The 13,082-nt window shown below is 64.4% G+C and carries 10 protein-coding genes; 1 reads left to right on the plus strand and 9 read right to left on the minus strand.

Annotated features, from left to right (window positions below; genetic code table 11):
- Positions 1 to 113: 113 nt before the first annotated feature.
- From AAFG13_RS18915 to AAFG13_RS18950, 8 genes are all read right to left on the minus strand, one after another.
- Positions 114 to 1,379: an SMP-30/gluconolactonase/LRE family protein gene (locus tag AAFG13_RS18915; RefSeq protein WP_212315634.1), complete on the minus strand. Its 1,266-nt coding sequence runs from the start codon at positions 1,377 to 1,379 to the stop codon at positions 114 to 116.
- A gap of 311 nt (positions 1,380 to 1,690) precedes the next feature.
- Positions 1,691 to 2,314, minus strand: a complete 624-nt coding sequence (locus tag AAFG13_RS18920) for a flavin reductase family protein (protein WP_028338596.1) — start codon at positions 2,312 to 2,314, stop codon at positions 1,691 to 1,693.
- Between the two features lie 162 nt (positions 2,315 to 2,476).
- Positions 2,477 to 3,085, minus strand: coding sequence for a TetR/AcrR family transcriptional regulator (locus AAFG13_RS18925; protein ID WP_342712962.1), 609 nt, complete (start codon positions 3,083 to 3,085; stop codon positions 2,477 to 2,479).
- Positions 3,086 to 3,106: 21 nt separating this feature from the next.
- Positions 3,107 to 6,244, minus strand: coding sequence for an efflux RND transporter permease subunit (locus tag AAFG13_RS18930; protein WP_212315635.1), 3,138 nt, complete (start codon positions 6,242 to 6,244; stop codon positions 3,107 to 3,109).
- Positions 6,245 to 6,301: 57 nt separating this feature from the next.
- A complete protein-coding gene (locus AAFG13_RS18935; RefSeq protein WP_342712963.1) occupies positions 6,302 to 7,408 on the minus strand; it encodes an efflux RND transporter periplasmic adaptor subunit in 1,107 nt (368 codons plus the stop codon).
- Between the two features lie 348 nt (positions 7,409 to 7,756).
- Positions 7,757 to 9,082 carry an MFS transporter gene (locus AAFG13_RS18940; protein ID WP_342712964.1) on the minus strand — a complete coding sequence of 442 codons (1,326 nt, stop codon included), beginning with the start codon at positions 9,080 to 9,082 and terminating at the stop codon, positions 7,757 to 7,759.
- Positions 9,083 to 9,284: 202 nt separating this feature from the next.
- Positions 9,285 to 10,448 carry a crosslink repair DNA glycosylase YcaQ family protein gene (locus AAFG13_RS18945; protein ID WP_342712965.1) on the minus strand — a complete coding sequence of 388 codons (1,164 nt, stop codon included), beginning with the start codon at positions 10,446 to 10,448 and terminating at the stop codon, positions 9,285 to 9,287.
- 105 nt (positions 10,449 to 10,553) lie between these two features.
- A complete protein-coding gene (locus AAFG13_RS18950; RefSeq protein WP_212315639.1) occupies positions 10,554 to 10,796 on the minus strand; it encodes a hypothetical protein in 243 nt (80 codons plus the stop codon).
- Positions 10,797 to 10,957: 161 nt separating this feature from the next.
- Between AAFG13_RS18950 and AAFG13_RS18955 the strand changes: the two genes are divergently transcribed.
- Positions 10,958 to 11,590 (plus strand): OmpA family protein, encoded by a 633-nt coding sequence (locus AAFG13_RS18955; RefSeq protein WP_212315641.1) that lies wholly within the window; start codon positions 10,958 to 10,960, stop codon positions 11,588 to 11,590.
- A 61-nt stretch (positions 11,591 to 11,651) separates the two neighbouring features.
- On the opposite strand, the gene AAFG13_RS18960 is transcribed toward AAFG13_RS18955, so the two are convergent.
- Positions 11,652 to 12,956 carry a phospholipid carrier-dependent glycosyltransferase gene (locus tag AAFG13_RS18960; RefSeq protein WP_342712966.1) on the minus strand — a complete coding sequence of 435 codons (1,305 nt, stop codon included), beginning with the start codon at positions 12,954 to 12,956 and terminating at the stop codon, positions 11,652 to 11,654.
- Between the last annotated feature and the right edge of the window lie 126 nt (positions 12,957 to 13,082).

Consider the following 13,082-nt stretch of genomic DNA (forward strand, 5'->3'; position numbering starts at 1 on the left):
AAGCCGCCGTTTGTTAACGGCAGACCACGCGTTCAGTTCCGAAAGCTGAGCTGCGACAATCAGGTAGCCGAGGGTGGCGCCGGCAGCTCGTGCCGGCACCCCGCTCCCGCGCGCTAGGCCGGCCCGGCGCCCTGGGTCGCGGTATAGACCGCGTAGAGCGACTGGCTTGCGGCCATGAACAGGCGATTGCGCTTGGGGCCGCCGAAGGTGATGTTGCCGCAGACCTCTGGCAGCCTGATGCGGCCGAGCAGCTTGCCTTCCGGCGACCACACCGTCACGCCGTTGTAACCGACCGCCCGGCCGGCATTGCTCGAGCACCAGACATTGCCGTTGACGTCGCAGCGGATGCCGTCCGGCCCGCATTTCACGCCGTCGATCGTGAAATCGCTGAACCGCTTGCCGTTGACGGGCTTGTTGTCGGCGCCGACATCGAACACGAAGACGTCGCCCTTGCCGCCCGGGCCGGTGTCGCCCGGTCCCTTGCCGGTCGAGACGACGTAGAGCTTCTTGTAGTCCGGCGAGAAGCAGAGGCCGTTCGGATCTGGCACCTGGTCCTCGCTCACCACGAGATCGATGCGGCCCGAGGGATCGATGCGATAGCAATTGGTCGGCAGTTCGCGCTTGGCCGGCGCGAAGCCCGCGGGCTGCCCGATCCGCGGGTTGAGCTTGCCGGCCGCGTTGCTCGGGCCACCGGCCGCGTCAGGCTCGCCCTCGTAGAGCTGGCCGCCATAGGGCGGATCGGTGAACCAGTAGCTGCCGTCGGGATGCGCGACGATGTCGTTCGGCGAGTTCAGCCGCTTGCCCTGATAGTTATCGGCAAGCACGGTCGCAGTGCCGTCATTCTCGTAGCGCGTCACCCGGCGGGTGAGATGTTCGCAGGAGAGCTGGCGGCCCTGGAAGTCGAACGAATTGCCGTTCGAGTAGTTCGACGGCGTACGGAACACGCTGACATGGCCGTCATCCTCCGACCAGCGCATCTGCCGGTTGTTCGGGATGTCGCTCCACAGGAGATAGCGACCCTGCGAGCTCCAGGCCGGGCCTTCCGCCCACAACAGCCCGGTATGGAGGCGCTTGATCGAGGTGTTGGGCTGGGCAAGATCGTTGAAGGACGGATCGACCGCGATGATGTCGGGGTCCCAGAAATAGGTGGTCGGCGCACCGCGCGGACTGAAGTCGCGCGGCGGGCTGGTGATGGTCGTCGGCGGTCCGACCGGCGCTGGCGCGTTCTGAGCCAGCGCGCTGCTGACGCCGGCGGCGGCAGCGGCCGCCCCCACCGCCAATCCCTGAACGAGTGTTCGACGTGAAACGTTCGGATCGCGCCGCTCTTCCTTCTGACCGCTTTGCGCGCCGTTTGGACCGCTCCGCTCCTGGCGTGTCATCGCATCCTCCCACTGTGTTCGCCGGCCGTTGATCCGGCCTGGCGCGCGGGAGGTTAGACCGCTCGCTCGGAGGTTGCGAGTGACGGTTTTTCATCACTGCGGTCGGAAATTTCACATTGTTGCGATGCAAGCCGTCGTCGCGACACGTGGCACCTCTTACCTCGCCCCGCCTGCGGGGAGAGGTCGGAACGCATCGACAGATGCGTTCCGGGTGAGGGGGTACAGGTCTCACGACGTTCACAATTCGCGGAAGCAGCCCCTCACCCTCCCTCTCCCCGTGAAGAACGGGGAGAGGGAGGATAGAGCAGTACTCAATCCGGCCGGATCATCTCGAACATGTTCTCCGGCTTGATCTCGAAATAGTCGCCGCGGCGGCCGGCGCGGACGATCGGGTGGGCGAGACCGGTTTGATAGACCCCGTCCTTGATGAAGGCCTTGTCGATGTGGACGGCGACCACCTCGCCGAGCGTCAGCCAGGCCTCGGCCTTCTTGCCGTCGGCGCCCTGAAGCTGGACGATCTGACTCACCTTGCATTCGAACGACACCGGGCTTTCGGCGACGCGCGGCACGTTGACCAGCTTGCCGGCAACCTGCGTGAGCCCTGCGAGCTTGAACTCGTCGACATCGCGCGCGACATGCGCCGCGGTCGCATTCATGTGCTTGGCCAGATCCATCGTCGCCAGGTTCCAGACGAACTCGCCGGTGTCCTGGATGTTGGCGACGCTGTCCTTCCAGTTGGTGGAGGAGAAGCCGATGATCGGCGGTACGTAGCAGAAGGCGTTGAAGAAGCTGTAGGGCGCGAGGTTGACGTTGCCGCCCTTGTCGCGCGAGGAGATCCAGCCGATCGGCCGCGGCGCCACGATGGCATTGAACGGGTCGTGCTTCAGGCCGTGGCCGTTCTTCGGCTCGTAGAAATGCAGGTCTTTGGCGGTCACGCTGGGCCCCTCTCACGGTAGCCCGGATGGAGCGCAGCGCAATCCGGGACTCGTCTCACACGTCGAAGCATTCCCGGATTACGCTGCGCTCCATCCGGGCTACAATTTCGCTTCGCTTGCAATGCGGGAAGAGTCAACTGACGAAAACGTCAGTGCCGGCGCTCAGTTGGCGCGGGTGCGCGGCGACAGGCCGGCGATCACGAAATCGATCATCTGGTCGATGGTCGGGCCGGGCTTGGTGGCGCATTGAGCGATCATCTGCGGGTGGAAGAACCGCATCATCGCGGTGCAGGCGCAGAGCGCGGCAAGCTCCAGGTCCTTGACCTCGAATTCGCCCGACACCGCGCCTTGCGCGATCACCTCGCCGATGGTCATGGCGATCAGCTCCATATGGGCAGTGCAGACTTCCCAGTCCTCCTGCATCGCGATCTCGACCATCTCGTGCAGCTTGGAATCGCCGACATAGCGCTCGGTGTTCATGCGATTGATGGTCGTCATCATCTGGCGCAAGCGCGTCGCAGCCGGTCCTTCCGACCGGGCAATCCGCTGCGCCTCGATCTCGACCTCGCCCATCAGGCCGCGCGCCACGCCCTCGTGGATCGACTTCTTCGAATCGAAGAAGCGATACACGTTGGCGGGGCTCATCCGCAGCTCTTTGGCGATGTCGGCGACCGTGGTCTTCTGGTAGCCGATCTGCCGGAACAAGCGCTCCGCCACCACGAGAATCCGCTCGCGGGTGTCGGTTTCGCTATGTTCCGAGATCAGTGTCATGTTGGCCTGCTCAATCTTCAATTATTCGGCCGCCTCAGCAAGTGGAAATGCGAGTTGTCCCTCACCCGCATGCTGCGGCGCAGTATTGACTTGCTCGGGGCCGCTTTCGTCCAAGGTCTTGCGGAACCAGAGGGCGTAAAGGCCCGGCAGATACAGCAAGGTCAGGAAAGTCGCAACAAACAAACCGCCCATGATGGTGATCGCCATCGGGCCCCAGAACGCCGAGCGCGACAGCGGGATCATGGCGAGGATCGCCGCGAGCGCGGTCAGCACCACGGGCCGGGCGCGCCGGACGGTGGCCTCGACGATCGCCTCGCGCCGGGTCAGGCCGGAGGACACGTCGCTCTCGATCTGATCGACCAGGATGACCGCGTTGCGCATGATCATGCCGGCCAGCGCAATCAGGCCGAGCAGCGCCACGAAGCCGAACGGCTGGTTGGCGACGTTCAATCCGAGCGAGGCGCCGACGATGCCGAGCGGGGCGGTCAGAAACACCAGGAACAGGCGCGAGAAGCTCTGCAGCTGGATCATCAGCAGCGTCAGCATCACCATCACCATCACCGGGAAGAGGATGAAGATCGACGCATTGCCTTTGGCGGATTCCTCGAACGCCCCGCCCGGCTCGATCCGGTAGGCCGGCTCGAGATGGGCCTGGATGTCCTTCAGCTTCGGCGCGATCTGGTTGGTGACGTCGGGCGCCTGCACGCCGTCGACGACGTCGGAGCGCACGGTGATCGCCATGTCGCGGTTGCGCCGCCACAGGATCGGCTCCTCATGCGCATATTCGATCTTGGCAATCTGCTGCAGCGGCACCGCCACGCCGTTGCGCGTGGTGATGGTGAGATCGCCGACGCGGCCGAGATCGAGCCGCTCGGACGGCACCGCACGGGCGACCACGCCGACCTTCTCGATGCCGTCGCGGATGGTGGTGACCGGCGCGCCCGAGATCAGCATGGCCAGCGCCTGCGAGACGTCCTGCGGGGTCAGGCCGAGCGCGCGCGCCCGATCCTGGTCGACGGCGAGCTTCAGGTAAGGCGACTGCTCGTTCCAGTCGAGCTGGACGTCCTTGACGTTCTTGTTCTGCCGCATCACCTCGCGCACCTGGTAGGCGATGTCGCGCACCTTGTTGGCGTCGGGCCCGATCACGCGGAACTGGACCGGGAAACCGACCGGCGGACCGAAGTTGAAGCGGTCGACCCGGACCCGTGCCTCGTTCAGCGCGCCGTCGGCGGCGGCCTGCTCGATCTTCGCCTTGACGCGCTCGCGCGCCTCGACGTTCTTGGCGAGGATCACGATCTCGGCAAAGGCCTCGTTCGGCAGCTGCGGGTTGAGGCCGAGCCAGAAGCGCGGCGAGCCCTGGCCGACATAGGCAGTATAGGTCTGGATGTCCTGGTCGTCCTTCAAGAGCCCTTCGGCCTGCTTCACCGCCTTCTCGGTGACGTTGAAGGCCGTGCCCTCGGGCAGACGGAGCTGCAGGAACAGCTCGGGCCGCTCCGACAGCGGGAAGAACTGCTGCTGGACGTGGCCGAAGCCCACGATCGAAAGCACGAAGACGCCGACGGTCGCCACCACCACCTTGATGCGGTGATCGACGCACCACTGCACCACGCTGCGCAGGCCGCGATACATCCGCGTCTCATAGATCGCGTGCGGATCGTGGTTCTGGTGCACCTTGATGTTGGGCAGCAGCTTGACGCCGATATAGGGCGTGAAGATCACCGCGACGAACCAGGAGGCGACCAGCGCGATCGCCACGATCCAGAAGATGCCGCCGGCATATTCGCCGACCGCCGAATTGGCAAAGCCGATGGGGAGGAAGCCAGCGGCTGTGACCAGCGTTCCCGTGAGCATCGGAAACGCGGTGGATTCCCAGGCAAAGGACGCCGCCTTCATGCGGTCCCAGCCCTGTTCCATCTTCACCACCATCATCTCGACCGCGATGATGGCGTCGTCGACTAGGAGGCCGAGCGCAATGATCAGCGCGCCGAGCGTGATGCGGTGCAGATCGAGCGACATCGCGTTCATCACGATGAAGACGATGCCAAGCACCAGCGGCACCGAGAGCGCCACCACGATGCCGGTGCGCCAGCCAAGCGCGACAAAGGAGACGAACAGCACGATCGCGAGCGCCTCGACGAAGGAGTGCACGAACTCGCCGACGGCGTGCTCGACCACCTTGGGCTGGTCGGCGATCTGCTGGATGTCGACGCCCTGCGGCACCGCCTTCAGGAACTCGGCGGTCGCCTGCTGGACCTCCTTGCCGAGCTCGAGGATGTTGGCGCCCTTGGCGGTGACGACGCCGATACCGAGCGCCGGCTTGCCTTCCTGACGCACCTTGAAGCTCGGCGGATCGACATAGCCGTGAGAGACGGTTGCGATATCGCCGAGCCGGAACACGCGGCCGTTGCTCTCGACCGGCGTTTCGGCAACCGCCTTGACGCCGTCAAGCGCACCGGTGACGCGCAGCGGCACGCGCTGCGACGACGTCTCGACCGTGCCGGCCGGGGTGACATTGTTCTGCTTGGCGAGCGAGTCGAACAGCGCCTGCGGCGTGATGCCGAGCGTCGCGAGCTTGGCATGCGAGAACTCGACGAAGATGCGCTCGTCCTGGGTGCCGTAAAGGTCGATCTTGGTGACCCCGGGCACCTTCAGCAGGCGCTGGCGAAAACCTTCCGCGACTTTCTTGAGCTGCGCGTAATCAGCACCGTCGCCGGTCATCATATAGAGGATCGAATCGACGTCGGAGAACTCGTCGTTGACGACGGGCCCGAGAATGCCGGAGGGCAGCTCGCCCTGCACGTCGACCAGCTTCTTGCGGATGAGATAAAAGAGATAGGGCACGTCCTTCGGCGAGGTCGAATCCTTGAAGGAGACCTGCATCGCCGTGAAGCCCGGCTTGGAATAGGTCTGCACCTTGTCGAAGAACGGCAGCTCCTGCAGCTTCTTCTCGATCGGATCGGCGACCTGCATCTGCATTTCCTGCGAGGTCGCGCCCGGCCACATCACCGAGACGTTCACCACCTTGACGGTGAAGAACGGATCCTCGGCGCGGCCGAGCTTCTGATAGGAGAAGTAGCCGGCGGCGCCGAGGATGATCATCAGGAACAGCACCAGCGTCGGATGGCTGACCGCCCAGGCCGAAAGGTTGAAGCGCTTCATCGAACTCTCCAAGTTCTAGATCAGGTCCCAGAACCGTTTCTGCTGATATTGCGAGGATCAGAACGACAGCGACGAGACGACCCGGACCTTCTGGCTCGGATCGAGTTTCTGCACGCCGAGGGCGACCACCTTGGCGCCATCGTCGACGCCGCCGGAGATGACGACGTTGTTGCTCTCATAGGCCTTCACCTTGACCGGCTTCAGCGCGATGTCGCCCTTGTCATCGACGATGTAGAGCGAGGGATCGCCGCCCTGGCTGTACAGCGCCGACAGCGGCAGCTTGGCGACCCGTTCGGTCGCCTTGTCGGCCAGGGTCAGCGTTGCGGTCATGCCGAGCGAGACGGTCTCGTCGGCGTCCGGCAGCGAGAACTTCGCGAGATAGGTGCGGGTGGCGGGATCGGCCTGCGGCGCGACCTCGCGCAGCTTGGCGGCATAGGTCTTCTTGGCATCCGACCACAGCGTCACCGTGGCAACGCCCGACCTGGCACGAGCGAGAAGCGTCTCGGGGATCGCGACGACAGCTTCCTTCTCGCCAAGTCGGGCGACACGGATCGAAGCCTGGCCCGCGGCAACCACCTGGCCGGGCTCGATCATGGTCGCGGTGACGACACCCCTCGTGTCGGCCACCAGCGTTGCATAAGAGAGGGAATTCTTGGTCAGCTCGACCGAGCGCTCGGCGCGGTTCAGCCGCGCCCGCGCCTCGTCGCCGGCGGCCTTGGCGGAATCGAGCGCCGCATCGGTGGCCCAGCCCTTGGCCTTCAGGTCCTTGGCGCGCTGCTCGGCGGCCCCGGCCTGCGCCAGCACGCCGGTGGCGGCGCGGAATTCCGCCTCGGCCTGCTCGGCCTGCAGCTTCAGATCGACCTCATCGAGGGTGGCCAAGGGCTGGTCGACGTCGACTGTCTGTCCGACCTCGACCAGCCGCTTGGCCACCTTGCCGGCGACCCGAAAGCCCATATCGGCTTCGATACGGGGCTTGATGGTGCCGACAAAGCTGCGCTCAGGGGTTTCAGCCTCGTAATGGACGGTCGCCACCAGAACGGGGCGTCCGGGATCCGCGTTTTCGGCTGCCTTTTCATTGCAGCCGGTCAGCGCGAACACCGCGAAAGCCAGCGTTGCTCCGGTCAAGAGCCTGTAATAGCTCGACAAAACGGAACGAACGAACATCTGAAATCTCCATCGGCTGACGACTGATGAAGAGTATCGATTTATCACTGATGAATGTCAATATTCGTCAGTGATAACCTATTCGTGAGGAACGCAGTAATTAACGTGGGGTTAAGCGGGGAATTCTGGAAATTGCGTAGCCCGGATGGAGCGCAGCGAAATCCGGGGGCGGTCTGCACACGGCGACCCCGGATTGCGCTTCGCTCCATCCGAGCTACGGCGGCGGCGTGTGTTGGCGGGATCTGTAGGATGGGTAGAGCGCAGCGAAACCCATCATCTCGCCGCGGACAAAGAACGATGGGTTTCGCTGCGCTCTACCCATCCTACGCGGCAAAGCCAGCCGTTACCCTACTTCGCGCTCGCGAACTCGGTCTTGGTCTCGTGGCTGCCGAGGAAGACCAGCAGGCCGGCCGCGAGCGGCAACAGCGACAGCACCAGCAGGCCCGTCGACGTGCTGCCGGTTGTCTCCTTCACCCAGCCGATCAGATAGGGCCCGCCGAAACCAGCGAGGTTGCCGATCGAGTTGATCAGCGCGATCGCGCCGGCGGCGGCGGTGCCTGACAGCCAGGCGGTCGGCAGCGTCCAGAACACCGCGAAGGTGCAGAACACGCCGATCGCGGCGACCGTCAGCACAACCATGGTCATGGTCGGATCGGTGATGTAGCTGGAGACGGCAAGCGCCAGCGCCGTGAGCAAGAGCGGCGCGCCGACATGAAACACGCGCTCCCGCATGGCGTCGGACCGGCGCGCCCACAGGATCATCGCGACGGTGCCGAACGCATAGGGGATCGCGGTGACGAAGCCGGTCTGCGCGTTGGTGAGACCGAACGCCTTGACGATCTGCGGCAGCCAGAACTGCATGCCGTAGAGCGAGGCGACGAAGCCGAAATAGATCGCGCTGAGCGCCAGCACCTTCGGCGAGGACAGCGCCTGCCCGAGCGTGAAGTGCTGCGCCGCCTGCTTGGCCGCGACCTCGGCATCGAGCTTCGCCTTCAGCCACGCCTTCTGCTCGGCCGAGAGCCAATCGGCCTTCTCCGGCCGGTCGGTGAGATAGAACCAGGTGACGATGCCGAGCAGCACCGAGGGGATGCCCTCGATGACGAACAGCCACTGCCAGCCCTTCAGCCCCATCACGCCGTCGAGCCCGAGCAACAGGCCGGAGATCGGGGCGCCGATCACGGTCGAAATCGGCACCGCGAGCGCGAAGGCGGCGAGGAAGCGCGCGCGATACTCGGCCGGATACCAGTAAGTGAGATAGAGGATGATGCCGGGGAAGAAGCCGGCCTCGGCGACACCGAGGAAGAAGCGCAACGCGTAGAAGCTGTGCTCGTCATAGACCGCCGCCATCAGTGCCGAGAGAATGCCCCAGCTCACCATGATGCGGGCGATCCACTTGCTGGCGCCGAACCGCTCCAGCGCCAGATTGCTCGGCACCTCGAAGATGAAATAGCCGATGAAGAAGATGCCGGCGCCGAACGAGAACACCACCGGCGAGAACTTCAGCTCGCTGTTCATGGTCAGCGCGGCGAAGCCGAGATTGACGCGGTCGAGATAGGAGAAGAAGTAGGCCAGGATCAGGAACGGGATCAGCCGCCAGGAGATCGCGCGGATCGTGGACGTCTCGATCTCGCTGCGGGCGCCGCGATCGGGCGCGACAGTTGCGGTCTGGCTCATCTGTTCCCCCCAAAGCTATTGCTTGCCTTGAGGATTATTGGGTGGCCCGGCATTGAGCAATGGCAAAAACTCATAGCACACAGGCCAGACAGGAACCCGGGCGTTTTCCTCGCCGTCATTGCGAGCGTAGCGAAGCAATCCACTTCTCCGCTTGTGGCGCGATGGATTGCTTCGCTGCGCTCGCAATGACGGCGAGCCTGCCCTACTCGGCGAGCTGGAAACGCTCGAAGCGGTCGAGTTCCTCCTCGATGCGGCGCTTCAGCTCCTTGCGCGCCGCCTGCTTCTTGCCCTTGCCGACCCAGCTCCATTTCTGCATCAGCAGCTTCCTGTTCTGCCGGTCGGTCTTCAGGTCGAGGGCGGCAACGATATCGTCGCCGACCAGCACCGGCAGCGCGAAATAGCCGAACAGGCGCTTCTCCTTCGGCACATAGGCCTCGAACCGGTGGCCGTAGCCGAAGAACAGCTCGGTGCGCTTGCGCTGGATGATCAGCGGATCGAACGGCGAGAGGATGTGAACCAGAGCGGGATCACCCTCGCCGGTCTCTTCCAGCACCTCAGGCCGCGCCCAATGCTCCTGCTTGCCGGCGCCATCGAGCGCGATCCGCACCAGTTCCTTGCGGCGCACCCTGGCCTCGATCAGGCCGCGCACCGCCTTCTTGCTCGGCGCGTCCAGATGGCAGATCGAGTCCAGGCTGACGATGCCCTGCGAGCGCAGCGCGCGGTCGAGCAGATAGGCGATCCGCGCCGATGCCGGTGCGGGCTTCGGCGGCTTGTCCCAGCCGAAATGCCTGGCCATCAGCTCGTAGGTCTTCAGCATGCCGGCGCGCTCGCTGACCGTGACCACGCCGCCATAGAAGGCGAGCTGCAGCGCGCGCTTCGAGGGCTTGCGGCTCTGCCAGAGATGCTCCTTCTCGGTCAGCACGTCGTCTTCGATGTCGCGGATGGTCAGCGGACCGGCCCGCAGCAGCCGCAGCACCTTGCGGGTATCCGATGGCGTCACCGACGAGAACCATTTATGGCCCTCGCGCTTGTGCGCCTTCATCGCCGGCAGGAAGATGTTGATGTCCTTGGACGGCACGTAGGACAGCGCATGCGTCCAGTATTCGAACACGCTCTTGTCCTGGCTCTGCGCCTGCTTGAGGTCGGCGCGGCGGTAGTCCGGAATGCGGCTGAACAGGATGTGGTGGTGGCAGCGCTCGATCACGTTGATGGTGTCGATCTGCACATAGCCGAGATGGTCGACGGCGGCCGCCACGGCTGATGCCCCGTCCCCGAACGGCGCCGTCGTATCGAGCCGTTGCGCGCACAGCCAGATATGGCGGGCGGCGGCATTGTTCAGGGATAGGGGTTCGGCGGCGCGGGGCATTGCCCGAGCAATGTAGTGAGATTCGCGCAGCTGTGGAGAGCCGCGCGAGGGAAATCAGCCGTGCAGAATCATCGCCCTCTGGACGTGTGGGGCGCTTCGGAGCGGCTACTGCGATCCAACGGCCCGCCGCAACCAGGGAACGTCCGCCATCGCCGCCGCGAGCGCGGCGTTTTCCTCATGAAAAACCCGGGACGAATGACCGCCAACCGGAAACCAACCGCGGCCATCCTCCACGTCCCGCCGATATTCCTCGAATCCGATGGTCCCTTCCGGGCGAACGAAAATATCGACACAGCGCGAAGCGCCTTCGTCGTTGATCGAGCGGAGGACGCGATCGACGTGGGCCAAGATGCTCTCCTCTCCGTCGCCGGCCCTGCACGGCGCGGGACAGGGGCCGGTCCATTCAACTGTGATCCAGATCACATTGCGGGCTTTGAACCAGTCCTAGGTTCGCAGCATCAAAACGACAACAGCCGGATTGGCTGGCCTGACATTTAAGGACGAAAACCATGACCCGCTCCTTTTCCCTGTCTCTTTTGACGATCGGCGCTGCGCTGTCGATGACGGCGGGCGTCGCACTGGCCGGCAGCGACACCGTTCCGGCCGCCCAGATCCTCAATGCGTTGAAGCCGAAGTCGGCCACCCGCGGCCTCTCCGCCGGCACGCAGGTCGACCCGGCCGCTTCGGCCAAGGAGGCGAGCTTCCTCAACACCGTTCGCAACCGCCAGACCCGCTCGCTGTCACTCGGCGAACGCCAGGAGATCGCCGACATCGCCGCCAACAAGCCGAAGATCGATCTGGAGATTCACTTCGACTACAACTCGGCTGAGATCGCCAAGGGCTCGACCCAGGCGGTGCAGGAGCTCGGCAAGGCGCTGTCGGATGCCAGCATGAAGGGCTCGACCTTCGTCGTCGCCGGCCACACCGACGCGATCGGCAGCGAGGCCTACAACCAGGATCTCTCTGAGCGCCGTGCCGACACCATCAAGAACTATCTGGTCGAGCATTACGGCCTGAACGGCTCTGATCTCGTGACCGTCGGCTACGGCAAGACCCGGCCGAAGGATCCGAGCGCGCCGATGGACCCGACCAACCGTCGCGTGCAGGTCGTCAACATGGATACCAAGACGGCGTCGCAGTAATCTCCCCAACTTCCGATCCGCTTGCCACACCCGGCAGGCGGATCGCTTGTTTCAGGGAGATTCAAATCCAGCTCTGGAACAGCATCAGCCGATTGAAGGTCGCCATCGACGTCCCGATGGCGGCAACCGTGATCGGCAGCATCGCGATGAAGCCGGCGCATCCGACAGCCACGAAGGCCCACAACAGCCAGCGTGGCATCCCCTTGCGCGTCAATGCGTAGACCAGCACAAAGCTCGCGGTAACAGCTGCCGGCAGGTAGTAATAGATGAAACCGAGCGTGCGCGGCAGCAGCGCCCAGGCGAGATACGGGCCGAGATAGAACGCAAGCACGAGAAACGCATCGCGGCTGCGGGTCACGATCCAGTCGCGCAGCGCGACGATCAGCGCGATCAACGCCGGCCACAGGATCAGCGGATTGCCGAGAAACACGATCGCGGCGAAGCTGTCGTCGCCGACCTTCTCGAACAGATACCAGACCGGACGCACCAGGAACGGCCAGGACGGCCATGCGCTCATATAGGTGTGGCCCGCGATCGCGGTCGTGGTGTTGTCGGCAAAGATGCGGCGCTGTGCCTCGACGAGGTCGGTGAACGAGAAGCCGTACAGCGGCACGAAGCTCACGAGATAGACGGCCGACGGGATCAGCACGAAACAGACGATGAAGTGGGGAAGACGGAAATCCGGCCACAGGTCCGGCCGGTACCAGTCCTCCGCATTGGCCTCGGCGAAGCGCGTGCGCCAGCGCTGCATCAGGCTGACCACCGCGACGATCGCGATGCAGGTCGCGAGCACGAACAACCCGCTCCATTTGCAGGCACAGGCAAGCCCCGCGAAAACCCCCGTCAGCGCGAAGGCAGCTTGCGGCCGCTTCTGCCTGAAGCCGTGGATGAAGGCCGCGATCGCGAACAGACAGAAGGCGAGCGCGAAAATATCCAGCATCGCGATCCGCGACTGCACGAACAGCATCTGGTTGAAGAAGGCGAGCAGCACGGCCGCGATGGCCCGCTCCTGCGAGGCGAACAGCGCCAGGGCGGCGAGATAGACCGCGACCAGCGCGAGCGCACCGAACAGCGCCGCGGGATAGCGCCATCCGAGCGGCACGTCGCCGAACGCCTTGATCGACAGCGCGATGATCTCCTTGGCGAGCGGCGGATGCATCGGGTTGAGGATCGGGCCCTCGACCACCGGCAACAGCATCTGGCGCGCCGCCGGCACGTAATGCACCTCATCGAAATAGAGCTTGTCCGGTGTGGTGATCCCGAGCAGCAGCACGACATGGGCGACGATGAAGATAATGGCCGCGACGATCGCCGTGCGCGCGGCGGGACGCCGCAGAACAGAAGGAGATTTGGATGCGGTGATCAAAGGACGAGCACGCTGCGAGGGGAACCAGTGTGAGCGAAGTGTGAGCTACGACGGCCGCGAGTGTGATGTATGTGACGAGTGTGATCAAATCTCACGTTGATGTCCGCAGCCGCGAGCATTTTCGAA

The sequence above is a fragment of the Bradyrhizobium sp. B124 genome, assembly GCF_038967635.1.
GTDB lineage: Bacteria > Pseudomonadota > Alphaproteobacteria > Rhizobiales > Xanthobacteraceae > Bradyrhizobium.

Excerpts from the sequence above, each read along its gene's own strand:
- AAFG13_RS18915 (WP_212315634.1), bottom strand. The coding sequence starts at position 1,379 with ATGACACGCCAGGAGCGGAGCGGTCCAAACGGCGCGCAAAGCGGTCAG.
- AAFG13_RS18925 (WP_342712962.1), bottom strand. The coding sequence starts at position 3,085 with ATGACACTGATCTCGGAACATAGCGAAACCGACACCCGCGAGCGGATT.
- AAFG13_RS18930 (WP_212315635.1), bottom strand. The coding sequence starts at position 6,244 with ATGAAGCGCTTCAACCTTTCGGCCTGGGCGGTCAGCCATCCGACGCTG.
- AAFG13_RS18935 (WP_342712963.1), bottom strand. The coding sequence starts at position 7,408 with ATGTTCGTTCGTTCCGTTTTGTCGAGCTATTACAGGCTCTTGACCGGA.
- AAFG13_RS18940 (WP_342712964.1), bottom strand. The coding sequence starts at position 9,082 with ATGAGCCAGACCGCAACTGTCGCGCCCGATCGCGGCGCCCGCAGCGAG.
- AAFG13_RS18945 (WP_342712965.1), bottom strand. The coding sequence starts at position 10,448 with ATGCCCCGCGCCGCCGAACCCCTATCCCTGAACAATGCCGCCGCCCGC.
- AAFG13_RS18955 (WP_212315641.1), top strand. The coding sequence starts at position 10,958 with ATGACCCGCTCCTTTTCCCTGTCTCTTTTGACGATCGGCGCTGCGCTG.